Genomic DNA, 25482 nt, shown 5'->3' with positions numbered 1-25482 from the left:
CAGATGACCAAGATCAAGATCACGCGTCGCGCCTTTGCCGGCCTTGCCGCTGCCGCATCGTTTTCGCTGGGACTGCCCGTGCTGGCCCAGGATCTGTCCGGCGTTACCCTGAAGGTCGGCGATCAGGTCGGCGAACAGCGCGCCCGGCTTGAGGCCGCGGGCCTGTTGGACGACCTGCCCTACAAGATCGAATGGTCGGTCTATCCGGCGGCGGTGAACCTGCACGAGGCGCTGAAGGCCGGCGCCATCGATGTCGGCATGTCCGCAGACAGCCCGGCAGTCAGCGCGATAGCCGGTGGATCAAAGATCAGGATCGCCGCCGCCTTCAACAATGGCGGACTTGGCACTTCGATCATCGTGCCGAAAGACAGCCCGATCCAGGACCTTGCCGACCTGAAGGGCAAGACCATCTCGCCCACCACGCGGGGCAGCGTCGCGCATTATCTGACGCTGGGCACACTGAAACTGGCGGGGATCGACCAGAAGGACGTGAAGCTGGCCTTCCTGACGCCCGCCGACGCCTCGGCCGCGTTCCAGTCGGAATCCATCGACGCCTGGGCGATCTGGGGCATCTACAAGGCGCGCAGCATTGGCGTGCTTGGCGCGCGCGAGCTGTTCGACGGGCAGGGGGTCAATACCGGCAACATCGTCTATGCCGTGACCGAACCGGCCCTGGCCGACCCTGCCAAGGTCAAGGCGCTTCAGGATTACCTGGCCCGGATTGACAAGAGCTATCAATGGGCGCGGGACAACAAGGAGGCGTTCCTGACCTTCTATGAAGGCTTCACCAAGCAGGACCGCGCCACGGTCGAGCCACTTTACCCCGAACAGACCGCCTATCAGCCGCGCGCCATCGACGACGAATTCGTGGCGGGGCTTCAGCAGGTCTTCGATACCTGGGTGCAGGCCGGTGTGCTGACGGGGTCGCTGAAACTTGGCGATTACGTCTATCGTGATCTGCCGCGACTGGCGCAGAATTAAGATGAGCATCACCGAGATTGCCCGCGGCTATTCCCCCCCGCGCGAAGTTCAATCCGCGACCGGCCCGGCTACGCCTGCCCGGTCCGAACTGGTGCGCCTGACGCCTTCGGCTGCGCGGGCCGGACGTGTGCCGCGCTGGCTGCGCCGTGCCTCGGGGCCGGTGCTGTTGGTGGGGCTGTGGCATCTTGCCTCGGTCACGGGGCTTCTGCCGGCCGAGGTGCTGGCGGGGCCGGGCACGGTCCTGTCCAGCGCCGCCAAGCTGATCGCCAGCGGCGAGCTGCAGGCCGCCATCGTCGTTTCGATGCAGCGCGCGATGACCGGGCTGGCCATTGGCGGCAGCATCGGCGTGCTCCTCGCGGTCCTCTCCGGCCTGACCCGTCTGGGCGAAGATCTGGTGGACGCGCCGATGCAGATGCTGCGCACCGTGCCGAACGTGGCGCTGATCCCGCTGCTGATCATCTGGTTCGGCATTGGCGAGGCGCCCAAGATCGCGCTGATCGCGCTGGCGACCGCATTCCCGTTGTATCTGAACGTCTATGCCGGGATCCGTGGCGTCGACCAGTCGCTGATCGAGGCAGGGCGCACACTGGGCCTTGGCCGCCTTGGGCTGGTCCGCCATGTCATTCTGCCTGGCGCGCTGCCCAACGCACTGGTCGGCCTGCGCTATTCGCTGGGCATCGCGTGGCTGGCGCTGGTCTTTGGCGAACAGATCAACGCAACGGCGGGCGTCGGCTACCTGATGGCCAATGCGCGCGAATTCTTCCAGACCGACGTGATTGTCGTCTGCCTTGTGGTCTATGCCTTCCTCGGCCTTGCGGTCGATCTGGTCGTGCGCACGCTTGAAAGGATTTTCCTCGCATGGCGACCCAGCTTCACCGGCGCCTGAGCGCGCCCGCCGCCGTGGCGGTCCACGGCCTGTCGCGCAGCTTTGGCGGGCGGCAGGTGATCGACAATCTTGACCTGACCATCCGGCCGGGAGAGTTCGTGGCCCTGCTGGGCGCGTCCGGTTGCGGGAAATCCACGCTGCTGCGGATCTTGGGCGATCTCGATCCCGAATTCTCGGGCGATGTCACAGTCCCGGCCCGCCGCGCCATCGCCTTTCAGGGACCGCGTCTGATGCCGTGGAAACGGGTCTGGACCAATGTGTTGCTGGGCCTGCCCGGTCGCCCCGACCGCGCCCGCGCCCAACGCGCGCTGGATGAGGTCGGGATCGGCCACCGCGCCGACCAATGGCCCAAGGTCCTGTCGGGAGGAGAGGCGCAGCGCGCCTCGCTGGCGCGCGCGCTGGTGCGCGAACCTGACCTGCTGCTGCTGGACGAACCCTTTGCGGCGCTTGACGCTCTGACCCGTCTGAAGGCGCAGGCGCTGGTGGCCGAGTTGTGGCAGCGTCACGGCTGCGCGGTCCTGCTGGTCACGCATGATGTCGAGGAAGCCGTCCTGCTGGCCGACCGCGTGCTGGTGATGAAGGACGGCGTCATCGCCCATCAGCAGGACATCGACCTGCCTCGTCCACGTGACGTCGCCGATCCGGAGTTTGCGCGCCTTCGGGGCGATCTGCTGAACTGGCTGGGCGTGCGGGCAGGCGCGGCGCACTGAGATGCGGACTTGCCACGGCGAAGTCTTGAAACCTTAACTGACGCTACAACGAATGGAATATCGCGGTTCCCGGACCGCCGGAAGGAGAGTGAAATGCCCCACGACCACGGCCATGACGGCCACGAGCACCATCACCACGATCACGACGACGCCCCGCGCTGGAAGTTCGATGGCATCCGCGTGATCAAGGGTGACCAGCTTGACGCGAACACCGCCCAGACCCCCGGCATGTTCCGACAGGCCGCCATCAACCATGCCCGCGTCGGCGCGCAGAAGATCTGGGCCGGGACGGTCGCGATCGAGCCGGACGCCAAGACGGGCGTTCACCATCACGGTCCGCTGGAAAGCGTGATCTATGTCGTGCGGGGCAGGGCCCGACTGCGCTGGGGCGATCGGCTGGAATTCGTGGCCGAGGCAGGGCCCGGCGATTTCATCTATGTCCCGCCCTATGTCCCGCATCAGGAAATAAACGCCGACCCCGATCAGGTGCTGGAATGCGTGCTGGTTCGTTCGGATAACGAGGCCGTCGTGGTCAACATCACCGATGTCGATCCGATCGAGCCGCCGGAGTCCGTTTACTGGGTCGATCCCATCCATTCTGCCCCGAAATCCTGAAGGAGAGAAACCATGGCGAATACCCGCATCACCGCTGCCGAACTGCCCACCGATCTGGCGGGCACCGATCTGCTGATCGACGTGCGCGCACCCAAGGGCCGGGCCGAGAATGGCGAGATCGCCGGCGCCATCATCCTGCCGAAGCCGCTGGTGTCCCAGATCTTTTCGGGCGCCTTCTCCTCGGTGCCGAAAGACGCGCGGATCGTGGTCTTCTGCGGCTCAGTCAATGGTTCGGGTCCGGTGGTCGAGACGCTGACCGGCCTTGGCTTCACCAACGTCGCGGATGTGGACGGAGGCTTTGCCGCCCTGAAGGAACGCGGCATCGCCTGAGCGCGCGGCGCCCCCCGACAAGATCAAGGGCCCGGCACGCTGCCGGGCCCTTGTCGTTTCGCCTGCGCGCCTCCTTACGCGGTTCCGAAATCCCCGCAGATCCGCAGCAGGGCATAGGGGCCAATCTCGACCTCCGGTCCCGGCGGCGGCGACAGTTTGTCCATGTGGCCGGGATCGCGCGCCGCGCGCAGGAAGCTGCCGGCGTCCAGCTTGGCCATGCCGGTCGTGCCCGCGGGCAGGCGCAGTGCCAAAGGTGCGCCGGTCAGGTTCGCAAGCCAGATCTCGCCCTCGCGCGTGCCGACGGGGCCATCGACGGCCAGCGCGACCGCGCGCACCGGGTCCGAGATCTCGACCCGACGCAGCGCCCGGCCGCGCAGCCGCGCCATCGCCCGCAATGGATGGTAAAGCGGGAATACCCCGCCTTCGTCATCATACCAGGGCTGTGGAAACGGGGCAGGCGCATGGACCGCGCCAAAGGCGCCGACCGGCGCGCCAAGCGCGATGGCCGTCGCCCCGCCAAGGGCGAATTCCGCGAAATATCCCAGCGTCCAGGCCGCGCCGAGCAGCCCGCGCTGACGCGGATCGTTGAAGTTCATTGCCTGCCGGATATTGCCGGGATTGTCCTTGGGCGCCGCACCATAGGGATTCGCCCGCATCCCGATCGCCGACGGCCCGACCGAGAAGGGCAACGGCGTGGCGATGGCGGCGGCGCTGCGCGCGATGGCGGGCAGGGCCTGCAGCGTCTCGATGACCGAGCGGTCGTCCCCCGCATGGACCATGGCCGAGGTGGTGAAGCCGACAAGGTCCAGGCTGTCGATCGGCGGACGCTTCCGGTTCAGCTCGGTAAAATAGCTGAACATCCCGCCGCCGATGCGGCTGTTCGGAAAGGCCGTGCGTGCCGCCTCGGCCAGTGCCGCGGCATCGGGGGCGGGCGGCCAGACACTGCCCGGCAGCGTGCATTTCAGGTCCGGGGCAGGCGATAGCAGCACGGTCGGAAAGCGGACGCCAAGCGCCGCGATGCTGCGGCCAAGCTCGGCGATCTCGTCCCAGAACCCGTCGACATTCACGACCACCACCTCAAGCCAGGGATCGGCACCCATCATCGCCGCGACGCGAAGCTGGCGGCGCAGGCTTTCCATGTCATGCCCGCGCCGCGGGTCGTGATGGCAGATCAGATGCGACAGCCCAAGGGCCTTCAGGGGCGCGGGCACGCCGAGGGCGGCGGCCGCATCATCGGGGTCAAGTCCCATGCCAAGCGCGGGCAACGGTCCCTGCTGCGCGCCAAGCGACAGGCGCAGTACCGGGTCGGCCGCCGCGCCGCCATCCGCACCCTCGATCGTCACGATGATGCGCTGCGCGATCTCCTCGGCTGGGGCCAGCGTATAGGGCCAGGGCAAAGCCAGCGGGCGGACATAGGTCTTGTACGAGGCGTCGGTCCAGTTCCGCTGGTCCTCCATCTCATAGGTGTCGCCTTCCATCAGGCAGGTGACGCGGTGTTTCTGGGGCGAGACATGGGCCAGCGCGCGCAGGTTCATCATTGGCTGGACCGGGTCGATGATGCGGGGAAAGCGCCCTTCCTCGACCTGACCATCGGCATGGGTGATGGTGACCGGGCTGCCCGAGATGCCCGCGATCGGGTGCAGGATCACGAAGCCGGTGCGGTTTGTCAGGAAGGGGCTTTCGGCGGCCCCTGTCGCCTCGAATACCAGTGTCCCGTCGGCGTTCCCGGTGATCCGTGCGCGATAGGAAAAGGCCTGCGCATCATCTGCGGCACGGGCGGCATAGCTGACGGTGAAGCTGTCCGGGCCTTCGGTGATGTCCAGCGCGGTGATCTCGGGATTGTAGGTGCCCCAGTCCTTGTCCCGCACGATATAGGACACGGCGCGCAGCACCTCGGCCCCGCGATAGCGGATATAGCGCAGGTTCCCGGCCTCAAGCTCGGCGCTGAGGGGGCCCGCGCGCAGCAGGCGCGGCGGGGGCACGCTTTCCTCGGTCCCGAACAGGCGAAGGGCGGGTGTGGGATCTTGGGTCATGGTCGTTCCTTTTCCACCCGGTTCAATGGGTCGAGCGCCAGTTGAAAAGCCGCTCGGCCAGCAGCGCAAGGATGATGATCGAGCCGATGGCCGATCCCTGCCAGAAGGGCGAGACGCCCAGCAGGTTCAGCCCGTTGCGGATCATCACCATGATCAGCACCCCGATCAGCGTCCCGATGATCGAGCCGCGGCCACCCGCAAGGCTGGCCCCACCAATGACGACGGCGGCGATGGCATCCAGCTCCATCTGGTTGCCGGCCAGGGGATCGGCGGACAGGATCTGCGCGATCGAGAAGGTGATCGCCACCGCCGCCAGCGCGCCCGAGATGACATAGGGCAGAATGGAATAGGCCAGCACGTTCAACCCCGCCGCCCGCGCCGCCTCGCGGTTCGAGCCGACGGCATAGATGGTGCGCCCGCCCTTGGTATAGGTCAGGTAGCTCCATGCGGCGAGGTAAAGCAGCAGCAGGAAGATGACATTGGCCGGGATGCCCAGCACGGTGGTATAGACGATCCCCGACAGCGCGTCCGGAATCCCCGAGATCGCCGTCTGTCCCGAGAAGATATAGGCAAGGCTGCGCCCGATCGCCATCATCCCCAGCGTGACGACAAATGGCGCAAGGCCGAAGAACGCTACCAGCACGCCGGAAACCAGCCCGATGAACGCGCCCGAGGCGACGGCGGCAAGGATCGCGACCGGGATCGGCAGGTCGCGCAGTGCCAGTCCCAGGATGATCCCGGTCAGCCCCGCGACCGAGCCAACCGAAAGATCGATTCCGCCGGTCAGGATCACGAAGGTCATGCCGACCGCGACGATGCCGATCACCACCGACTGGTCGAGGATGTTGAAGATGTTGTTCTGCGTCAGGAAATAGGGCGACAGCAGCGACAGCCCCACCGCGATCAACAGGGCAAGGCCCAGCATCCTGACCTCAAGGCTGCGGGCCAGTCGCCGGATGCCTGCCGGTCGGTTCACGCTTGCGTCGCTCATGCGGCGTCTCCTTCTGCGTGGGTGTCGGTTTGCCAGTCGCGAGTCAGGGCGCGGATCCGCGCGGCATCGGGCAGCGCCTTGCCGGGCGCGACGGTCAGCCCCAGCCAGCCAAGGTCATGGCCGCGCGCGTTCCTCAGCGCGACCATCAGCGTGCGAAGCCCACTTTCCGGCTCGGTCCGGATCGTTTCGTCCCGCGCGGCCAAGGCGGCGGGGATGCCGGTTTCGGTGTTCCGCCGCGCCTCGCCCGCGCGCAGGTTCAGCGGGGGCGCGCCCTGCGCCTCGGCCGCACCCAGGCAGATCAGGGCCTGGTCCTCCAGCAGCGCCCACCAGGCGAAGGCGTTGTAATCCCGCGCCAGCGTCTCAAGCAGCGCGCGGTTCTGCCGGGTCGAGGTGCGGGGTGCGGCCAGCAAGGTCAGCTTTTCCTCGGTCAGGATCGATGTCGGCAGGTCCGCGATGGTCATTCCGTCGCTCATCACCACGACGCGTTCGGTCACGCCCAGCAATTCCTCGAAATCGGACGAGATGATGACGACGGCCACGCCCTGATCCGCAATGTCGCGCAGGATGCGATAGATGGCGCTGCGGGTGCCGATGTCGACGCCCTTGGTCGGCTCGTCCAGGATCAGCACCTCGGGGTCGATCAGCAACCAGCGCGCGATGATGACCTTTTGCTGCATCCCGCCCGAGAATGTCAGCAGGCTGGCATCCATGCGGTCCGGCGGCAGGCCCAGTTCCGACAGAAGCCGGGCCACGCGCGCCTGTCGCGAACGATAGCCAAGGCCAAAGCCGCGATGCCGACCCAGATGCGCCAGCATCAGGTTTTCGCGCACGCTGAGATCGGGGACGATGTTCTGGGCGCGCCGATCCTCGGCCACGAAGCCGATGCCTTGTCGGATGGCGTCGATGGGGCGCCGGATCGCAATTTCGCGCCCGTTCAGGCGGATGCTGCCGCCATCGCGCGGGCGCATGGCGAAGATTGCCTCCATCGCCTCGGACCGGCCCGCGCCGATCAGCCCGCCGATGCCCAGGATCTCGCCCTTGCGGACGGTGAAGCTGACATCGCGGACCAGCGGACGGGCGGACAGGTTCGAAACCTCCAGCACCGGCGCGCCCGCTGCCACGGCGCGGTCAAGGCCGGGCGTCGCATAGATCGCGCCAAGTTCGCGCCCGACCATGTGCCGGATGATGTCGGCCTGCGTCAGCCGCGCGGTTTCCAGGCTGGCGGCGACGGTGCGCCCCTCGCGCAGGATGGTGACGCGGTCGGTGATCGAGAACACCTCTTCAAGCCGGTGCGAGACGAAAATCAGCGCATGGCCCGCGTCCCGCAGGCGGCCGATGATGTCGAACAGGTGCTGGACCTCGGCCGGGGACAACGAGGCGGTGGGTTCGTCGAAGATCATCAGGTCGGCGTTCAGCGCCAGCGCCTTTGCGATCTCGACCAGCTGGCGCTGTGCCGCGGACAGGCTGCGCACCTCGGCATCCAGCGGCAAGGCTTGTTCGCGTCCCAGTCGGGCAAGGATCGCGGTCGCGCGGCGGCGCAGATCGGGAAAGGAAAGCCGCCCCGCACGGCCCAGTTCCGGCAGGAAGATGTTTTCCAGCACCGTCAGGTCCGGGGCCAGGCAGGTTTCCTGCGCCACCAGCGCAATCCCGCAATCCAGCGCCTCGCGCGTCGAACGTGGCGACAGCGGCGCACCGCGATACAGAAGTTCGCCGCCGTCGCGGGCGACATGGCCGCAGATGATCCGCGACAGGCTGGACTTGCCGGCGCCATTCGCGCCCAGCAGGCCGTGGACCTCTCCGGGGCGCACCTCAAGGCTGGCATCCGACAGGGCCTGCGTGCTGCCAAAGCGTTTCGACACGCTTCTGGCGACCAGCGCAGGCGGGGCATCCGCCGGGAAAAGCGGGTTCGACATCCGATGGGGCTCCGTCATATCGCCCGGCGTCGGCGAACCGACGCCGGGTTGGATCACTGCCTAGTTTCCGGTCAGTTCGCCGGCAAAGACCGTATCGGTTATGGTCGGCAGCATCTCCCCGATATTCTTGTCCGTCACCACCACGATCGGAACAAGAATCTCCTTTTCCGGTTTTTCGCCCTTGAGATGCGCGAACAGCGCCTTGGCGGATTCCTCGCCCATCAGGTGCGGCTGCTGCATCCCCGACGCGACGATTTCGCCCGATTGCAGCAGCGGCACGAATTCCGGGATGCCGTCAAAGGCTGCGACCAGCACCTCGCCCTGACGACGGGCGGCCTTGATCGCGCGCAGCGCCCCGATGGCGGGCTGGTCGGTCTGGACAAACAGTCCGCGCATGTTCGGGTTCGCGGTCAACATGTCCTGCGTGAACTTGAAGGTTTCGTCCGCGGTATAGGACTGCATCTGCTGCAGTCCGGCATCGCCGGCGACCCCGCCCTCGGCCATGGCGTCCTTGAAGCCCTTGGTCCGGGCCTGCCCGTTCAGCCGTGCCTGGCTGATCGAGACGATCCCGACCGAGCCGTCCTGCCAGCCCTTTTCCTTCATCGCGGCGGCCAGCGCCTTGCCGGTGCCGTTCGCGCCTTCGTAGTTGTCCGAGATGATGAACGAGACATATTCGCCGCTGTTCGTGCCGATATCGGCGATGACCACCGGCACGCCCGCCTTTTCAGCGAGGGTCAGCACGCTCGGCGCGGTCGAGCTGTCGGTCGGCGACAGCACGATCCCCGCGACGCCGCGGGCGATTGCGTCCTGCGCGTTCTGCAGTTGCTGCTGCGCGTCGTTATGCGAATCCAGCGCCTGGAAGCCGTAACCCTCGGCCTTGGCGACCTTTTCGACACCCTTGGACAGATAGCGCCAGAACGGCAGGTCCAGCCCCGGCGTCAGATAGACGATGTCCTTGTTCGCCGCCGCCGCGGGTCCGGGCATCCCAAGCCCTGCCAGCGCGGCTGTGGCGGCGGCCGCCAGCATGAAGTCCCGTCTTTTCAGCATGTCTTTCCTCCCCTAAACGGCTCCATTCTTTGGGCGGAGCCTGAAATCGGCCGCTCCTCCGGCCATTCCGTCTGCGGCCCTGTCAGGCCCCCTCCCGTCCCTTGCGCGCTGTGCCAAGCATGTCGCGGGTGGTGTTGTAGATACGCTCCTCGTGCCGGGCAAAGGCGGCGCGGGTGGCGGCGGGATCGCGGGCCTCCAGCGCGGCAAGGATCTCCTCGTGATCCGACACGCTTTCCGAGATGGCCCCCGCGCGCGACACGATGCGTCGGCGGTGGTCGATGATATGGCCGTAAAGGTCGGCGACCACGTCGGCCAGCAACTCGCTGCCGCAGGCGCGATAGATGGTCAGGTGGAATTCGCGATCGGCGATCAGGAAGCGGACGGGATCGTCGACGCAGTCGCGTTGAGAGCGCAGCGAATGGCGTAGCACCGCCAGCACCTGTTCGGTGATGCGGGTCGCGGCCTCGCCCACGACGTGCTGTTCGATCAGCAGGCGCGCGGCATGAACCTCGTCGATGTCATAGCGGTTGACGTCGATCTGGCGGATCATCCCGATGGCCATGTCGCCGATATCGCCCTTCAGCACCCGGGTGCGGCTGCCCTGACTGACCGCCAGGATGCCGCGCGCCGCCAGAAGCTGGATCGCGACACGAACGGTTTCGCGGCTGACCGACAGGGCCTGGGCCAGATCTCTTTCGCTGGGCAGTTCATCCCCCGGTGCCAGCAGCCCCGAGGCAATCAGCGCAGCGATTTTTTCGGCGATGCGGTCCTTGATGGTCAGGCGCCGCAGATCGGTGCCGAAGCCCGCCGGATCGTCCAAAAGGAGCTTCTGCACATCGCGCATTCTGGGCAGCCCCCCGTGATCTGACGCAATGACAACTGGCCGGGTTATCGGACCAGTTGTAGCGTGATTCCGCCCGAAACTGTCAATATCAATCTTGGGTCAGGATCACCGGAACATCCGTGGCCCTTGCAGGTTGACCCGGTGCAAAGCCGGAAAGGAGGCTTCCGATGGCCGAGAAACTAGATCCCAAGACCGAAAACGAAGACTTCAACGTCAAGAACCGCGCGCAGCAGGAGAAGATGGGCAATGCCGACCCGGCCGTGAATCCGGGCCGGATGAAGAAGTCGAACCAGCCCAATGCCGGCGGCCAGAACCGCGAGGCGGGCGATCGCAAGGCGCGGCAGAACGACCGCGCCACCAATGGCGGCGAATAGTTCGCGTCAGCGCCGCCGACTCAGGAATACGCCACCCAGGATCAGCGCGATGCCCGCGACCTGCATCCACAGGACCGCGTCCTGACCGCGCGCGATGTCCATCGCGACGCCCGACAGCATCTGACCGGCGACCAGCAGCCCGCCGGTCATCGCCGCGCCGAGGCGCGGGATCAGCCAACTGCCGCCTCCGACGAAGGCGACGCCTACCGCGCCCCCGATCCAGGCCAGCCAGGGGGCGCCTGACGCACCCTCGGGCCAGAAGCTTCCGGCCAGCAGTGTCACCGCCGCCAGCGCGCCAAAACCGACCGCGTGGTTCCAGAAGGACGAGCGCAGCGCCGAGGTCTGGATGGCCAGCCGGCCGTTCAACTGGCGCGACAGCGTGACCAGCATTCCGGCGATGAAGGCGAACAGGATCATCGCGCTCATCCGGCCATCCCCCGCGCATGGATGATCAGCATCGTGCCCGCGATGATCGCCACCAGCGCCAGCAGGTCCTGACGCCGGGGCAGCCGCCGCTCCAGTCCCATCGCGCCCAGGCAGTCGAAGATCAGCGCCAGCACCACCTGCCCGGCAAGCCCGATGGCCAGCGTGCCGGTCAACGCCAGCGCCGAGTTCGCGGTCGAGGAAGTCAGCATGACCGTCAGTGCGCCCGAGATCCCGCCGAGATAGGCCCAAAGCGGCACGTTCCCGCGCGGACGGGGCGGCGCCGTCCCCCGGCCGCGCCGCCACAGGCGCGCGCCGATCAGCGCGGCCCCCGCCACGACCGAGCCCACCGCATGGGCCGTCAGCGATGAGAACAGCGGCGTCGTATGCGCGGCCATAATACTGTTGCTGAGCAGCATGAAGGTCAGCAGCGCGCCGGTGGCAAGCGCAGCCACGATCTCAATCGGGCGTGGGGCGCGTGCCGTTGCGCCGGGCGAAGCGGGGGGCGGGGTGGCCACGTCGATATCCTTGGCAAATGGGGTCATGCGGGGATGTTCCACCGCCTTCTAGGCCGCCCCCTTGCGCTTGGATAGCCCCGAACGTCCCGTGCCTGTCCCGGTGCCCGCGCAGCGGCTCACGAAACCGAGAGCTTGCGCGACCTGCCCTCCGGATCCAGACTGACCCAAGGCACATGGATGGCGGAGGGGACGATGCAACGGACAGCGGCACTTCTTGCGATGACGATCTGCGGTCTTGCCGGATCGGCTTTGGCGCAGCAGGCCACCGATGCCGTCGCGCCCGAGGCAGCGACGGCGGGCGTGGTCACGGCCGAGGCGTTCGGCGATCTTGGCGCCGCTGCGCGCGCGGCGTTGCAGGCCAAGGCGCAGGGCCAGCCGGTCAAGGCCGCGCATTGGATGGTCAGCGCCGCGAACCCGCTGGCGGTCGAGGCCGGGGCGCGCGTTCTGGACTCCGGCGGCAGCGCCGCCGACGCGATGATCGCGGTGCAAGCCGTGCTGGGCCTGGTCGAGCCGCAAAGCTCGGGGCTGGGGGGCGGGGCGTTTCTGGTCTGGTATGATGCCAAAAGTGGCGCGCTGACCACGCTGGACGCACGCGAAACCGCGCCGATGGCCGCGCGCCCGACGCTGTTCCAGGACGCCGAGGGCCAGCCGCTGAAGTTCATGCAGGCGGTGGTGGGCGGCCGCTCGGTCGGGACGCCGGGCACTCCGGCCTTGCTGGAAGAGGCGCATCGCCGATGGGGCCGCGCGAATTGGCCAGGGCTTTTCGGCGATGCGATCCGGCTGGCCGAGGATGGTTTTACCGTCTCGCCCCGGCTGGCTGCGCTGGTCGCGGCCGAGGGGACCGCGCTGCAGGGCGACCCTGCCACTGCCGCCTATTTCTTTCCCGGCGGCCAGCCCGTCGCGGCCGGATCGCTGCTGAAGAATCCCGCCTATGCCGACACGCTGCGCGCCTTGCAGGGGCAGGGGGCAAGGGCCTTCTATTCCGGGCCGGTGGCGCAGGACATCGTGGCGGCGGTGTCGAACGCGCCCGGCAATCCCGGCACGCTGGCGCTGGCCGATCTTGGCGCGTATCGCGTGATTGAGCGACCCGCGGTCTGCGCCAGCTATCGCGATCACGACATCTGCGGGATGGGGCCGCCGTCCTCCGGCGCTCTGACGGTTGGTCAGATCCTGGGGATGCTGGGCGGCTATGACCTGGCGGCGCTGGGGGCCGAGAACCCGGAAAGTTGGCGGCTGATCGCGGATGCCTCGCGGCTGGCCTTTGCCGACCGCGAACGCTTCATGGCCGACAGCGATTTCGTCCCCATGCCGACCAAGGGTCTGGTCGATCCGGCCTATCTTGCCGAACGGAGCAAGCTGCTGGCGGGAGACGACTCCCTGCCCGAGGTCAGCGCCGGGTCTCCGGGGTGGAGCCATGCGCAGCTTTGGGGTCGGGACGAGGCGCTGGAACTGCCCTCGACCACGCATGTCGCGATCGTCGACGCGCAGGGCAATGCGCTGTCGATGACGACTACGATCGAGAATGGTTTCGGCGCGCGGCTGCTGGTGCGCGGCTTCCTGCTGAACAATGAGCTGACGGATTTCAGCTTCACCACCCATGACAAGGCGGGATATCCCATCGCGAACGCGCTTGCGCCGGGCAAGCGGCCCCGGTCGTCGATGGCCCCGACCATCGTGATGGCGCAGGGCAAGCCGGTGCTGGTCACCGGCTCTCCGGGGGGCAGCCGCATCATCGGCTATGTCGCAAAGACGATCATCGCCTGGCTTGACTGGGACATGGATGTCCAGCAGGCAGCGGCGCTGCCGAACATCCTGTCGCGGTTCGGCCCGCTGGATGTCGAAGACGGGACCAGCGCCACCGCCCTGTCGGGGCCGTTGACCGACCTTGGCTTCCAGGTGAACCCGACCGAGTTGAACTCGGGCGTCCAAAGCATCCAGATCACGCCCGAGGGGCTGGAGGGTGCGGCCGATCCCCGGCGCGAGGGCATCGCCATCGGCGGCTGATCCGGCGGGAACATTTCCTGCGATGACCGCATCCAACCTGGCATGGGTCCGCTTCCGGCCCCTGACCAGAAAGGAAACGCCATGCGCGCCTTCGTCCCGATCCTGCTTGCGGGTCTTGCCCTTGCAACCCCCGCCCCGGCTCATGAGGGGGCCGTCACCACGCCCCCTGCCGCCCCCTTCGCCAAAGTCAGCGGGCTTGTGCCGCTGCCCGACTTCATTCCCGGCCTGGGCACGCTTTACGTCGATCCAGCGACCCTGCCCGCCGGTCCGTTCCTGGGCTATGACCACGACGGGCGACTGTCCGCCACGATCTATATGATCCCGCTTGACGATCTTGCGGCGGGCAAGGCTTTCGACAAGCTGCCGGTCGGGACCGATACCGTCACCGGCGTCGACATCTATTACAATGCCGGCCATCCGGGGGTCGAAAAGCCGCATGCCCATGTCGTGCTGTATCACGACAAGGACGCGGCCGGCAGGCTTGCGAAATGACGCTGTCGCGTCGCCAGATGCTCGTGCTGGGGGGCGGCGGCCTTGTCGCCCTTGCCACCTTTGCCGCCGCGCCGGTCCGGAGCGCCGAACCGGTCGAGATCGCCATGCGCGGCACCCCGCGTGGCGAAAGGGTTTGGTTCTCGCCCCCCGGCCTTTCGGTCGCGGCGGGAACCCCGCTGCGCTTTGTGAACCAAGACCCCGCGAACAGCCATACCTGCACTGCCTATCACCCGGACCTGTTCGACCGCCAACGCCGGATCCCCGCCGCAGCGGTGCCCTGGGACAGTGATTTTCTGTTGCCGGGGGACAGCTTCGCGCTCACCCTGACGGTGCCGGGTGTGTATGATTATTACTGCCAGCCGCACGAGATGGCCGCGATGGTCGGTCGCATTGTCGTCGGGCGACCGGGCGATCCCGGCTGGGAAGGCCCGGCCCCGGCCAGCGAGGATCTGATGGCCGAGGTTCTGGCCGCCTTTCCCCCCGTCGACGCCATCCTGGCCCGTGGCCGGGTCGAGGCGCAGGAGGCCGCATGATCAGCCCCAGCCCCTTGCGGCCGCATCGCGAAGATCCCGACTGGCAGCTTGTGGCCGCCGCCCGCACCCGTGACGAGGCCGCGATCCGCGAACTGGTACGTCGCATGAATCCGCGCCTGTTTCGTATCGCGCGCGGCATCATGCCCAGCGATGCCGAGGCCGAGGAGGTCGTGCAGGACGCCTATCTGACCGCCTTCACCCGACTTGACAGCTTCCGGGGCGAGGCCCGCTTTTCGACCTGGATCAGCCGGATCACGATCAACGCCGCGCTGATGCGTGCGCGCCGCCGCGACCCGGCCAAGGATCACTTTGTGGTTGAACAGGATGCCGCCTCTTCGGCCGAGGTGCTGGCCTTTCCGGGCAGCGAAAGCGCCGAGGAGGCGACCGCGCGCCATCAGGTCCGCACCCTGTTGGAGCAGGCCCTGGCCCTGTTGCCACCCGAATTGCGCCTGCCCTTTCTGCTGCACGAAGTCGAGGGGCAGCCGGTGCTGGCTGTCGCCCGCGATCTTGGGCTGAACCCGATTACGGTCCGCACCCGCCTGTTTCGCGCCCGCCGCCGCCTGCGTCGCGCGCTGGAGGAGCGGTTGCGGGGCGGGCTGGACAGCGTCTTTCCCTTTGACGGGCTGCGCTGCATCCGCATGGCCGACCGCGTGATCGCGGCGCTGCGGGGCAGATAGGCGGCGGGTTTCCGAGGCCTTCAGCCCTGGCCCACCACCGCCAGGGTAAAGCCATCCCAGCCCTTTTCGCCGACGGTCTGGATCGCCGTCGCCTGCAGGCGCGGCTCGCGCGCGATCATGTCCAGAAAGGTCCTGACGCCCTGCACGTTCGGGTCTGTGCTGCCGCCGTCGGTAACCGCGCCGCCGCGCACCACGTTGTCGCCGATGATGACGGTGCCCGGACGGCTAAGCTTCAGGCTCCATTCCAGGTAAAGAGGATTGCTGGGCTTGTCGGCATCGATGAAGATCAGGTCGAATGGCCCGTCCAGCCCCGGCAGCACATCGGCCGCCGCACCGACACGCAGGTCGACCCGCTGGTCCAGTCCCGCGCGATGGATATTGGTGCGGGCGATGTCGGCGTGGACGGAGCTGGCCTCGATGCTGGTGACTGTGCCGCCCGGCGGCAAGGCGCGGGCCATCCAGATGGTGCTGTAGCCGCCCAGCGTCCCGATTTCCAGCACGCGGCGGGCACCGGTCATGGTGATGAACAACGCCAGCATCTTGCCCTGCAGGGCCGAGACGTCATGCGCGGGCAGCCCCGCCTCGGCATTTGCGGCCAGCGCCGCCTGCAGGGCAGGCTCCGGCGGGGCCAGAAGGTCGCTGAAATAGCCGTCCACCTTGGCCCAGCCCGCTGCGTCGCCCGTGGGATAGTCTGGAATTCGCATCTGCGCCGCCTTTTGCCTGCCTGATTGCGCGCAACCTTGGGTCGAGGGCGGAACGAAGGCAAGTGCCAGCGCCGGCGGCGTTACAGCAGGGGGCGCAGCGCCATCTGGGTACCCAGCAGCAGCAGGCAGATCAGGAACACCCGGCGGAATGTCGCGGCCGGGATGCGCCCGCGCAGCCACTGCCCGGCCCACATGCCCGCCAGCGCGGGGACCAGCGCCAGCAGGGACAGCGCCAGCTGATCGGACGTCACCGCGCCCCGCGCGCCAAGGCCCACCGCCAGCGCGATGGTCGAGACGGTAAAGGACAGCCCCAGCGCCTGCACCAGATCATCGCGGGCAAGCCCCAGCGCCTGAAGATAGGGAACGGCGGGCATGACCGAAACGCCGGTCGTCCCGGTCACGATCCCGGTGATCGCACCCACCAGCGGGGACAGCCATGGCTCGGCCGCGGCCGGAACCCGCAACTGGCGCGCACAAAGCGTATAGGCGGCATAGATCGCCAGCGCGAGGCCAAGCGCCGTCGTTGCGTGCTCGTGGCCGCTGGCCAGCCAGGCCGCACCGGCCAGCGTCCCCGCCGATATTGCCGCCATCATTTGCCACAACCTGCGCAGCAGCGGCCCCAAAGCGGGACCGGACAGCAATTGCCACAGATTGGTGGCGACCGCCGGCACGATCAGCAGCCCTGCCGCGGCAAGGGGCGAGATCATTGCCCCCAGCACCGCCATCCCGACGGTCGGAAGCCCCATGCCGGTCACGCCCTTGACGATCCCGGCGGCGAAGAAGGTCGCGGCGACCGCGACGACAAGGACAAGCTCATTCATGCCTAGGGTGATAGCGCGCGGGCACCGGGGCACAATGCGGAAGACCCGCAGGCAGGCTTCGGCTGGACCGAAGGCTACAGCGTCGCTATCCTTGCCCGCATGCGCTTTGACCTGACCGATCTGCGCCTGTTTCTAGCCGTGGCCGAGGCGGGCAGCATCACCCACGGCGCGGCTCTGGCCGGGCTGTCCCTGGCCGCGGCCAGCGAGCGTCTGCGCTAGATGGAGGCGACCGGAGGGGTGCGCCTGCTGGATCGCGGCCGCCGCGGCGTGACCCCGACCGAGGCGGGCGAGACACTGCTGCATCACGCCCGCCTGATCCTGCACCAGATGACCCAGATGCGCGGAGAGATCGGGCAATTCGCCCGGAACCTGCGCAGCACCGTCCGCCTGCTTGCCAATACCGCCGCCCTGACCGAGATCCTGCCTGCACGCCTTGCCCCCTGGCTTGCCGCCCACCCCCAAGTCGATATCGACCTGCGCGAACGGCAAAGCGTCGATATCGCCCGCAGCATCGCGCTTGGCTTTGCCGAGATCGGGGTGCTGAACGCTGCGGTCGACACGGCGGGGCTGGAGTTGCGGCCCTTTGCCATCGACCGGTTGGTCGTGGTCGCCGCACGCGGCCATGCCCTTGCCAGCAGGCGCACCGTGATGCTGGCCGAGCTGGCGGGAGAGCCCTTCCTGGCGCTGGTGGGCGGCGCGATGAGCGATTACCTGGACGCTCAGGCAGCCCGGATCGGCCTGCGGCTGCGGCCTCGCATCCGGCTGCACGCCTTCGACGACATCTGCCGCATGGCCGGTGCGGGGGTAGGGATCGGCATCGTCCCGGTGCTGGCCGCGCGAAGGGCCGCGCGCCCGGCGGGGATCGCGGCGATCCCGTTATCCGACCCTTGGGCGACGCGGCACCTGTCGCTTTGCACCCAGACCGGGGTGCGGCTTTCCCCGGCGGCACAGGATCTGCTGGACCATCTTGGGGCCGATCGCGGGGCGGGCAGCGGGGACCGCCCCCACCCCGTCCCGCCGGGTTGAGCAGCGCGGCCTCTGGTCAGGCCGGCTCGTGCATCGCCGTGCGCAGGACATCAGCCAGAAGTTGCGGGGCGGTAAGAAGCAGCGTTTCGTTGAAGTCGAAACGGCTGTTGTGCAGCGCGCCGCGCTCCAGCCCGGCACCGATCCAGAAATAGCAGCCGGGCCGCTCCTCGATCATGGCGCCGAAGTCCTCGGCGACCATCGACGAGCGTTCCGCATCCTGCCATGCCAGCCCCCGATCGGCACCCGCCACCGTGGCCGCGACCAGCGCCACCGCATCCGCGTCGTTGCGGGTGATGCCGAAGACGGGAACGATCTCGGGGCGGACGGTGATCCCGAAGGCCGAGGCGATCTCTTGCGCCACTTCGCCCGCGATGTGGGTGGCGGCGGCTTCCTCCTCCGGCGCGACATAGCGGAACGAGGCCGAGACCCCCAGACGCGCCGGGATGATGTTCGCAGCACTTCCGCCCAGGTTCTGGGTAAAGGCAAAGGCGGTTTCGGGCAGTTCGGCCCGCATCCGGGCATTCATCCGGGTGATCAGCGCGGCCAGCGCTCCATACATGTCATCGGACAGGGCCGGCAGCGCGGCATGGCCGCCTTGTCCCTCCAGCACGAAGCCGATCTTGCGATAGGCGGCCATGATCGCGCCGGGACGGCCCGCGACCGCGCCGACCGGCAATTCGGGCCAGTTGTGGAAGCCGAAGGTCAGGTCGGGGGCAATCTCGTCGAAAAGCCCGTCCTCGATCATTGCGACGGCGCCGCGGCCCACCTCTTCGGCGGGCTGGCAGATGAAATGCACGGTGCCGGGCAGCGGGCCTGCGCGCACCAGCAGTTCCGCCGTCGCCAGCAGCAAGGTCATGTGCCCGTCATGGCCGCAGGCATGCATCCGCCCCGCATTCCCCGAGGCATAGGGCAGGCCGGTCTGTTCGTCCTGCGGCAGTGCGTCCATGTCGGTGCGCAAGGCGACGACGCGACCCGGCCCGCCCTTCAGCGTCGCGACAAAGCCGGTGCCGCCGATGCTGCGCGAGATCTCGCATCCCAGAGCCGCCAACCGCCGTGCCAGCTCGGCCGAGGTCCAGCTTTCCTCGAAAGCGATTTCGGGGCGCTGGTGAAATTCGCGGCGGATGGCGCAGAACCGGTCGTGGTTCGCGGCCAACCAGCCGAGTTCGTCCTGAACCTGCGCCATCTCAGCCCTCCAGCGCGCGGGATGCGACCGCAACGAAGCTTTTGACGCGGGCCGGATCGACGGGGTTCCACCAGACGCCGTCCTGCTTCAGCGACGAGGCGACGATGACGCCATTGGTCAAGGACAGGATCAGTTCGACATTGGCCTCGCTGACGCCCGAGCCCACCAGCAGTGCCAGATGGCTCGCGTCGCGGATGGTGCGGATCTCGTCGGGATTGGCGGCATCGCCGGTGCGCTGGCCGGTCGCGATCACGGCATCCGCGTCAAAGAAGGCCAGGTCGCGCGTCAGTTCCTCGATCGTGCGGTCGGCGACAATGGCATGGGCGCCGTGCTTCACATGGCTGTCGGCAAAGACCTTGATCTGGTCCTGCCGCAGCCGGGCGCGAAAGCGCAGTGCCTCGCCGGCGCGGCCCTCGACGAAGCCTTCGTTCGCGACATAGGCGTTGGCCCATTCATTGACGCGGATGAAGCTTGCGCCACCGGCGGCGGCGATGGACAGCGCCGGGATCGGTGCGTTCGCCAGTACGCTGATCCCCAGCGGCACGTCGAATTCGCGGCGGATGCGGTCGGTGACGACGGCCATGAAGGCGGCGGTTTCGCAGGTGATGTCATCCGGCTTGAGGAAGGGGATGTCGCCGTGGTTCTCGATCATCAGCCCGTGCATTCCGTTCGCGACCAGCGCCTCGGCGTCGCGCAGGCAGGCGTCATAGATCTCGGTCATGGGCTGGCCGCGATAGCGCGGGGCACCCGGGAAGGCCGGGCAATGGATCATCCCGATCAGCGCCTTGTCGCGGCCGAAGATGTCGCTTATCGCATTGGCGGGACGGTCGGAAATCAGTTGCATCATCTGCCCTTCATGGAAGTTTCGAAAGTGAGTGTCATGGCGCAAGTCGTGGTGATTGGAAACATCGCGCTGGACGAGACTTTGGCGGTCGAGGCATTTCCCGCTCCGGGGGCCTCGATCGCGGGTTCGGCGATTTCGCAAAGCGTCGGCGGCAAGGGCGCGAACCAGGCGATCGCGCTGGCCCGCGCGCTGGCCGGCGTGGCCACGGTCCGGCTGGTGGCGGCCATCGGGCCAGACCCGCGCGGGCAGGTGCTGGCTGCCGGGGTCGCGGACGAGCCGCTCGACGCGCAACTGACGCGCCGCGACAGCCCCACGGATTTCTCGGTCATCCTGCGCGACCGCAACCGCGAGAACACGATCGTGACGACGCAGGATTGCGCGCGCGCGATGACCCCGGCCGAGGCGGTCGCGGCTTTGGGCGCACTTGGCGCGGGGGATGCACTGGTGCTGCAGGGGAACCTGCGCCCCGAGACATCGCTTGCCGCGCTGGCCGAAGCCGGGCGACGCGGGATCTGGCGTATCCTGAACCCCTCTCCGGTCGAGGGGTGCAACGACGCGATGCTGGCGGAATGCGACCTGCTTTGCGTGAACGAGGGCGAGGCCGAGCATTTCGGCGGCGTCGCGCGGCTTTCGCAGGGCAGGGTGCTGGTCAGGACGCTGGGACCGAAGGGGGCCGAGGTCTGGCGCGACGGCACCCTGCAGCTTGCAGTGCCGGGACACCCGGTCGCGGCGCTGGACCCGACCGGCGCCGGGGATTGCTTCCTGGCTGCGCTGGTCGCCGCGATGATCCGGCACGGCCGCCGCCAGCCCGAGGCCGGGGATGTCGGCCTTGCCTCATGGGCGGCCGGGATATGTGTGTCCCGCTTGGGCACGCAGGGGGCCTTTCCGTCCGTCGCCGAATTTGCCGCGGCCTTTACCGCGGAGGGGGTGGGCGCGCCGACGGGATCGGCGCAGCCCCGGTGATCCTGTCGCAGGATCAGTCGTTGGCTTCCAGCCAACCGAACATGTTCAGCCAAAGCTGGCGATAGCCGTCCCAGGCGCAGAATGCCGGGGACAGCCAGTGCGGCGACATGTCCGAGGTCCAGACGACCGAGCGGCCCTTGCCGAACTTGCCCGCAACCAGCAGCGGGTGGCCGCCCTGGTCCTCCGGCAGGCGGGCGATCAGCTCGGCCCCGTCCTTGAGCATCACCTCGTTCACGCCCAGCAGCGGAGGCCATTCGGCGGGCATCCCGGCCAGGATCGGGTGGTCGGCGGCGACGATCTCGGCGGTCGCACCCTCGGGGATCTCGACGCGGTCGTCCCAGGGGTGGCATTTGACCGGCAGGACTTCCTCGACCGGGGTATTGCGCCAGCGCGCCTTGCCGTCGATGCCCTGGAACGAGAAATAGCCCCCGGCCATGATCAGCTTGCCGCCGTCTTCGACCCACTGCTTCAGCAGGCGCAGGCGGTTCGGGGCAGTCTGGCTGTGGATCCAGACGCGCTGCGGCAGCAGGAAGGTCGAGGCGCCGATATCCGACAGGATGATGATGTCATAGGCGCGGATACCTTCGATGTCGAAGGGGAAGCCGTCTTGGGCTTCATGCGCGGGCATGTGCGTGACGTCGTAGTCGGTGCCCTTCATCGCGTCGATCAGCGGCTGGCAACCGGTGTGGAAGGTGACCGAGCCGAACTGGTCGAAGCCCTTGTAATGGGTCGAGGAGGAAACCCAGCTTTCGCCAACCAGCAAAACCTTTTTCGTCATTTCTTGTCCTTTCAAGAGTCAGAGGCGGCGAAGCGCGCGTCAAAGACGCGGCGCGGGTTCGCAACCATGAGATTGTCGACCAGCACGGGGTCGAGGCCGAGCCGCTTGAGACGCGGCAGGAAGTGGGCGTTCACGAAGCCATAGCCGTTGCCGCCATAGTGGCGCAGCATGCACTTCAGGAAAACGTCGTGGCTGAGCAGGACCTTGTGGCCGTGTCCGGCCTCGATCAGGCCCTGGATCGCGCGGGCGCAATCTGCGTCAGGCGGGCAATCGACATCCTGATCGGCGTAATAGAACAGGTTGCCGATCATGTCGTATTCGATGAAGGCGCCGCGCGCCGCCAGTTCGTGCTGATAGGTCCGGTCCGCCCAGGACGGGTTCATGTGGCACAGGACCGTGTGGTTCAGGTCCGCGCCCTCGGCCTCGCAGATGTCCAGAACCTTGTGCGCCAGCCGGAACCAGGCGGGCAGATGGACCATCAGCGGCAGGCCGGTGCGGGCCTGCGCCTGCGCCGCGCCGCGCAGGCTTTTCTCTTCGTCCGGGGTGAAGTCCGAACCGACGCCGATCTCTCCGATCAGGCCGATCCGGGCATCGGTGCCGTCGGTGCCGGTTGTCGCTTCGGCGACGATCTGGTCGGCGATGTCCGTGACGCTGAGGTCATGAAAATAATCCGGCAGCGACGTTCCCAGATAGTAGCCCGAGCCCATCACGATGTTCACCCCGGCGCCATCCGCGATACGCCGCAGTGCGCGGGGATCGCGACCGATGCCGCGGCAGGTCGGCTCAACCACCGTGCGGCCGCCTTGCCGGGTGAAATAACCCAGTTCCTGCACCACCAGGTCGGGTTCGTTGACGCCCAGGTTCGGGCGGTTGACGAAGGGATCCTGGATCAGCTCGGAATAGATCTCGGGCGTGATCGGATGGTCGACCAGATATTCCCGCGCCGGATCGGTCGGCGGGTTCCACCAGCACGAGCAATCGTTGTTCAGATGCTCATGCATCAGCGTGATGCCCAGGCTTGATGCGGGAACGGGACCGTTCACGGTCATCACCAGCCCTGAGCCGACATGCGCCTGCGAAAGTTCGGTCATGGTTCAGCCCTTTTTCCCGATCTTGAAGCCGCCGCCGAACAGCCGCGTGTTCATCCAGATGGCGACAAGGATGATGACCCCGGTGACGATCTGCGTCAGGAATGGCGAGACGTGCAGCAGGATCAACCCGTTGCCGATGATCGAGATGGTCAGGGTGCCAAGCACCGTTCCCAGGATCGAGCCGCGCCCGCCCATCAGCGAGGTGCCGCCAAGCACCACGGCGGCGATGACCTGCATCTCGAAGCCGACGGCGGCGTTGGACGAGCCCGAGCCGAGGCGTGCAGCGATCAGCAGCCCGGCCAGCGCGCAGGCGATCCCCGACATCATGTAGACCGAACAGACGATCCAGCGCGCCGGCATCCCGACGCGGCGCGCCGCCTCAAGGTTCGAGCCCACGGCCACGACGCGGCGGCCATAGCGCGTATTGCGCATGACGATGAAGCCCAGCACCGCGAACAGCGTGGCGATGATCGCAGGGACCGGGATCCCCGCCAGCGTGCCCCGACCCAGCCAGAAAAATCCGGGCTGGTCCTTGATCGGGATCGAATAGCCCGCGGTGATGTAAAGCGCGACGCCGCGCAGGATCGACATTCCGGCCAGCGTGACGATGAAGGCCGCGATCCCCTGGAACGAGATGAACCAACCTTGCAGCAGCCCGACGATCGCACCCGCGACCAGCATCGTGATCAGGGTTGGGATCCAGTCGAAGCCGTTCGCCATCATGATCGCAGCCAGCGCGTTGATCAGCGCCACGGTCGAACCGACGGCCAGGTCGATGCCCGCCGTCATGATGACGAAGGTCATCGCAACCGCGACGATCAGGACCGGCGCCGCCTGCCGCAGCACGTTCAGAAGGTTGCCCGCCGTCAGGAAGCTGTCGGACAGCGCGCCGAAAAAGGCCATGCAGGCGACGAAGAACAGGGTGATGGACAGCACCTGCGCATTGTCGTTCAACCATTCGACGGTGTGGCTTTGCTTGGCGCGTTCGGTGTAACTGGACATCAATGCCCTCCCGTAATCAGTTTCACGACCTCTTCCAGGTCGGTATCGCCGATCATGCGCTCGGCCACCTTGGTGCCTTCATACATGACGGCGATGCGGTCGCAGACGCGGAAGACGTCCTGCAGGCGGTGGGTGATCAGCACGACGCCGACGCCCTTGGCCTTGACGCGGTTGATCAGCGCCAGCACCGCCTCGACTTCGGCCACGGCCAGTGCCGAGGTGGGCTCGTCCATGATCAGCACCTTGGGCTGGAACGAGGCCGCGCGGGCAATCGCGATCGCCTGCCGCTGGCCGCCGGACAGCTTCTCGACCCGCGCGGTCAGGCGGGGAATGCGGATTTCCAGTGCTTCCAACATTTCCTGTGCGCGCACCAGCATCGCCTTCTGATCAAGGAAGGGGCCCTTGCTCAGCTCGCGGCCAAGGAACAGGTTGCCGACAACGTCGATATGGTCGCAAAGCGCCAGATCCTGGAACACCATCTCGATATGGCGCGAACGCGCGTCATTCGGACCGGTGAAGCGGACCTCTTCGCCCTCGACCGTGATGGTTCCGGAATCCGGGATATAGGTTCCCGAGATCACCTTGGAGAGCGTCGACTTGCCCGCCGCGTTGTCGCCCAGCAGCGCAAGGCATTCACCCGGACGGATGTCAAGATCGACCCCCCGCAGCGCCTGATGCGAACCGAAGGTCAGCCGGATGTCGCGCAGCGATACGAGAGGCGCCCCGGAGCCGGGGAGGATTTCTCCCCCCCGGTCCGTGCTTTGGCTGGCGATGGTCATTTGAAGGTCTCGCGGAACTGGTCCACGTTCTCCTTGGTGACGATGGTGGCGGGGACCGAGATCACCTTCTCGACTTCCTCGCCGGCCGAGATCTTGGCCAGCGCCTCGACCGCGGCCGAACCCATGCCGGCCGGATCCTGCTGGACGACACCGCCGACAAAGCCTGCGTCGATCCCGTCGATCACGCCCGAGGTCAGATCCCAGCCATAGACTTTGACGCTGTCCTGGCGACCCTGGCTTTGCGCGGCTGCGACGGCTGCGACCATCGCCGGTTCACCGGTGGCATAGACGGCGTTCATGTCCGGGTTTGCAGTCAGCAGGTTTTCCGCCGCGCCAAGCGCCACGTCCTGCACGTTCTGGCCGTCGACCTCGCCGATCAGGCTGACGTTGGGACCAGCCTGAAGCGCGGTGTTGAAGCTGTCCTTGCGGATGTTCTGGATGAACGAGTTCAGTGCCACGACCTGGCCCATCTTGATCTCGCCGTCCTTGTTCTGCGCCAGCACGAACTTGGCGAAATCCTCGCTGGTCTTGGCGTTGTCGACACCGATCTGGGCCTTCTGTGGGCCGTCGGGCAGGATCGCGTCGATGGCGACCACCGGGATGCCGGCATCGGCCGCCTGCTGGACGGCGGGCATGATGCCGTTCACGTCGATGGCGACGACCGCGATGCCGTCAACCTTTTGCTGGATGAAGGTCTCGATGGCCGAGTTCTGCGCCTGCGGGTCGTTATTGGCGTTGAAGATCGCCAGCTTGTCGCCCGAGGCGTCCGCCGCTTTCTGCGCACCTTCATTGATCTGGTTGAAGAAAAGCGCCTGCTGGTTGATCTGCACCAGGGCGAAGGTCTTGCCTTCCGCATAAGCGCCGGTTGCCGCGAGGACCGCGAAAGCGCTGGTCACGGCCATCATCACATGACGGGACAT

Annotated in this window: 29 protein-coding genes; 13 read left to right on the top strand and 16 right to left on the bottom strand. The window is 67.2% G+C overall.

The window, feature by feature from the left end; translation table 11 throughout:
• Nucleotides 1-3: 3 nt before the first annotated feature.
• The 5 genes from RM190_RS11920 to RM190_RS11900 all read left to right on the top strand — a co-directional run bounded on the left by RM190_RS11920 (nt 4) and on the right by RM190_RS11900 (nt 3522).
• Complete coding sequence (locus RM190_RS11920) at nt 4-981, top strand: ABC transporter substrate-binding protein (protein WP_311759670.1); 978 nt, start codon at nt 4-6, stop codon at nt 979-981.
• A gap of 1 nt (nt 982) precedes the next feature.
• On the top strand, nt 983-1867 hold the full coding sequence (locus tag RM190_RS11915) for an ABC transporter permease subunit (RefSeq protein ID WP_311759669.1): 885 nt from the start codon (nt 983-985) through the stop codon (nt 1865-1867).
• On the top strand, nt 1840-2577 hold the full coding sequence (locus tag RM190_RS11910) for an ABC transporter ATP-binding protein (protein WP_311759668.1): 738 nt from the start codon (nt 1840-1842) through the stop codon (nt 2575-2577). Before RM190_RS11915 ends, RM190_RS11910 begins: the two co-directional genes overlap by 28 nt.
• Before the next feature lie 93 nt (nt 2578-2670).
• Nucleotides 2671-3192 carry a cupin domain-containing protein gene (locus tag RM190_RS11905; protein WP_311759667.1) on the top strand — a complete coding sequence of 174 codons (522 nt, stop codon included), beginning with the start codon at nt 2671-2673 and terminating at the stop codon, nt 3190-3192.
• A gap of 12 nt (nt 3193-3204) precedes the next feature.
• Nucleotides 3205-3522: a rhodanese-like domain-containing protein gene (locus RM190_RS11900; protein ID WP_311759666.1), complete on the top strand. Its 318-nt coding sequence runs from the start codon at nt 3205-3207 to the stop codon at nt 3520-3522.
• Nucleotides 3523-3596: 74 nt separating this feature from the next.
• On the opposite strand, the gene RM190_RS11895 is transcribed toward RM190_RS11900, so the two are convergent.
• From RM190_RS11895 to RM190_RS11875, 5 genes are all read right to left on the bottom strand, one after another.
• Nucleotides 3597-5555 carry a hypothetical protein gene (locus RM190_RS11895; RefSeq protein ID WP_311759665.1) on the bottom strand — a complete coding sequence of 653 codons (1959 nt, stop codon included), beginning with the start codon at nt 5553-5555 and terminating at the stop codon, nt 3597-3599.
• Between the two features lie 22 nt (nt 5556-5577).
• The gene (locus RM190_RS11890) at nt 5578-6546 is read right to left on the bottom strand and encodes an ABC transporter permease (protein WP_311759664.1); all 969 of its coding nucleotides are present in this window, start codon (nt 6544-6546) and stop codon (nt 5578-5580) included.
• Nucleotides 6543-8459: a sugar ABC transporter ATP-binding protein gene (locus tag RM190_RS11885; protein WP_311759663.1), complete on the bottom strand. Its 1917-nt coding sequence runs from the start codon at nt 8457-8459 to the stop codon at nt 6543-6545. Before RM190_RS11885 ends, RM190_RS11890 begins: the two co-directional genes overlap by 4 nt.
• Before the next feature lie 60 nt (nt 8460-8519).
• Nucleotides 8520-9506: a substrate-binding domain-containing protein gene (locus RM190_RS11880; RefSeq protein ID WP_311759662.1), complete on the bottom strand. Its 987-nt coding sequence runs from the start codon at nt 9504-9506 to the stop codon at nt 8520-8522.
• 82 nt (nt 9507-9588) lie between these two features.
• Nucleotides 9589-10341 (bottom strand): FadR/GntR family transcriptional regulator, encoded by a 753-nt coding sequence (locus RM190_RS11875; RefSeq protein ID WP_311759661.1) that lies wholly within the window; start codon nt 10339-10341, stop codon nt 9589-9591.
• A gap of 176 nt (nt 10342-10517) precedes the next feature.
• Between RM190_RS11875 and RM190_RS11870 the strand changes: the two genes are divergently transcribed.
• Entirely contained in the window at nt 10518-10724 is a 207-nt protein-coding gene (locus tag RM190_RS11870; RefSeq protein WP_311759660.1) for a hypothetical protein, read from the top strand.
• A 6-nt stretch (nt 10725-10730) separates the two neighbouring features.
• Here RM190_RS11870 and RM190_RS11865 read toward each other — a convergent pair whose 3' ends face one another.
• Together RM190_RS11865 and RM190_RS11860 are read right to left on the bottom strand one after the other, a co-directional pair.
• Complete coding sequence (locus tag RM190_RS11865; RefSeq protein ID WP_311759659.1) at nt 10731-11150, bottom strand: DMT family transporter; 420 nt, start codon at nt 11148-11150, stop codon at nt 10731-10733.
• Complete coding sequence (locus RM190_RS11860; RefSeq protein ID WP_311759658.1) at nt 11147-11692, bottom strand: DMT family transporter; 546 nt, start codon at nt 11690-11692, stop codon at nt 11147-11149. Before RM190_RS11860 ends, RM190_RS11865 begins: the two co-directional genes overlap by 4 nt.
• 165 nt (nt 11693-11857) lie before the next feature.
• On the opposite strand from RM190_RS11860, the gene ggt reads away from it, so the two are divergent.
• The 4 genes from ggt to RM190_RS11840 all read left to right on the top strand — a co-directional run bounded on the left by ggt (nt 11858) and on the right by RM190_RS11840 (nt 15371).
• Nucleotides 11858-13669: a gamma-glutamyltransferase gene (gene ggt / locus RM190_RS11855; protein ID WP_311759657.1), complete on the top strand. Its 1812-nt coding sequence runs from the start codon at nt 11858-11860 to the stop codon at nt 13667-13669.
• 81 nt (nt 13670-13750) lie between these two features.
• Entirely contained in the window at nt 13751-14161 is a 411-nt protein-coding gene (locus tag RM190_RS11850) for a hypothetical protein (protein ID WP_311759656.1), read from the top strand.
• On the top strand, nt 14158-14694 hold the full coding sequence (locus RM190_RS11845; protein WP_311759655.1) for a cupredoxin domain-containing protein: 537 nt from the start codon (nt 14158-14160) through the stop codon (nt 14692-14694). The genes RM190_RS11850 and RM190_RS11845 overlap by 4 nt, the downstream gene beginning before the upstream one ends.
• On the top strand, nt 14691-15371 hold the full coding sequence (locus RM190_RS11840) for an RNA polymerase sigma factor (protein ID WP_311759654.1): 681 nt from the start codon (nt 14691-14693) through the stop codon (nt 15369-15371). The genes RM190_RS11845 and RM190_RS11840 overlap by 4 nt, the downstream gene beginning before the upstream one ends.
• A gap of 20 nt (nt 15372-15391) precedes the next feature.
• On the opposite strand, the gene RM190_RS11835 is transcribed toward RM190_RS11840, so the two are convergent.
• Nucleotides 15392-16075, bottom strand: coding sequence for an O-methyltransferase (locus RM190_RS11835; protein ID WP_311759653.1), 684 nt, complete (start codon nt 16073-16075; stop codon nt 15392-15394).
• 80 nt (nt 16076-16155) lie between these two features.
• A complete protein-coding gene (locus RM190_RS11830) occupies nt 16156-16896 on the bottom strand; it encodes a sulfite exporter TauE/SafE family protein (protein ID WP_311759652.1) in 741 nt (246 codons plus the stop codon).
• Between the two features lie 99 nt (nt 16897-16995).
• Here RM190_RS11830 and RM190_RS11825 point away from each other — a divergent pair, with 99 nt between their 5' ends.
• Both RM190_RS11825 and RM190_RS11820 read left to right on the top strand, forming a co-directional pair.
• A complete protein-coding gene (locus RM190_RS11825; protein ID WP_311759651.1) occupies nt 16996-17115 on the top strand; it encodes a LysR family transcriptional regulator in 120 nt (39 codons plus the stop codon).
• The gene (locus tag RM190_RS11820; protein WP_311759650.1) at nt 17116-17922 is read left to right on the top strand and encodes a LysR substrate-binding domain-containing protein; all 807 of its coding nucleotides are present in this window, start codon (nt 17116-17118) and stop codon (nt 17920-17922) included.
• A gap of 16 nt (nt 17923-17938) precedes the next feature.
• On the opposite strand, the gene RM190_RS11815 is transcribed toward RM190_RS11820, so the two are convergent.
• The gene (locus RM190_RS11815) at nt 17939-19105 is read right to left on the bottom strand and encodes a M20 metallopeptidase family protein (protein ID WP_311759649.1); all 1167 of its coding nucleotides are present in this window, start codon (nt 19103-19105) and stop codon (nt 17939-17941) included.
• A gap of 1 nt (nt 19106) precedes the next feature.
• Nucleotides 19107-19952 carry a BtpA/SgcQ family protein gene (locus tag RM190_RS11810; RefSeq protein WP_311759648.1) on the bottom strand — a complete coding sequence of 282 codons (846 nt, stop codon included), beginning with the start codon at nt 19950-19952 and terminating at the stop codon, nt 19107-19109.
• Nucleotides 19953-19961: 9 nt separating this feature from the next.
• Here RM190_RS11810 and RM190_RS11805 point away from each other — a divergent pair, with 9 nt between their 5' ends.
• On the top strand, nt 19962-20912 hold the full coding sequence (locus RM190_RS11805; RefSeq protein WP_311759647.1) for a PfkB family carbohydrate kinase: 951 nt from the start codon (nt 19962-19964) through the stop codon (nt 20910-20912).
• A gap of 13 nt (nt 20913-20925) precedes the next feature.
• Here the strand turns inward: RM190_RS11805 and RM190_RS11800 are convergent, their stop codons facing one another.
• The 5 genes from RM190_RS11800 to RM190_RS11780 are packed head-to-tail and all read right to left on the bottom strand — an operon-like array spanning nt 20926 to nt 25482.
• Complete coding sequence (locus RM190_RS11800; protein ID WP_311759646.1) at nt 20926-21690, bottom strand: glutamine amidotransferase; 765 nt, start codon at nt 21688-21690, stop codon at nt 20926-20928.
• A gap of 11 nt (nt 21691-21701) precedes the next feature.
• On the bottom strand, nt 21702-22781 hold the full coding sequence (locus tag RM190_RS11795; RefSeq protein ID WP_311759645.1) for a phosphotriesterase family protein: 1080 nt from the start codon (nt 22779-22781) through the stop codon (nt 21702-21704).
• A gap of 3 nt (nt 22782-22784) precedes the next feature.
• On the bottom strand, nt 22785-23783 hold the full coding sequence (locus RM190_RS11790; RefSeq protein WP_311759644.1) for an ABC transporter permease: 999 nt from the start codon (nt 23781-23783) through the stop codon (nt 22785-22787).
• Nucleotides 23783-24562, bottom strand: coding sequence for an ATP-binding cassette domain-containing protein (locus RM190_RS11785; RefSeq protein WP_311759643.1), 780 nt, complete (start codon nt 24560-24562; stop codon nt 23783-23785). Before RM190_RS11785 ends, RM190_RS11790 begins: the two co-directional genes overlap by 1 nt.
• Nucleotides 24559-25482 (bottom strand): substrate-binding domain-containing protein, encoded by a 924-nt coding sequence (locus RM190_RS11780; protein ID WP_311759642.1) that lies wholly within the window; start codon nt 25480-25482, stop codon nt 24559-24561. Before RM190_RS11780 ends, RM190_RS11785 begins: the two co-directional genes overlap by 4 nt.

It is taken from the genome of Paracoccus broussonetiae (assembly GCF_031854425.1).
Classification (GTDB): Bacteria; Pseudomonadota; Alphaproteobacteria; order Rhodobacterales; family Rhodobacteraceae; genus Paracoccus; species Paracoccus broussonetiae.
The sequence above is the reverse complement of the archived record's forward strand: the minus strand, read 5'-3'. Positions and strand labels throughout refer to the sequence as shown.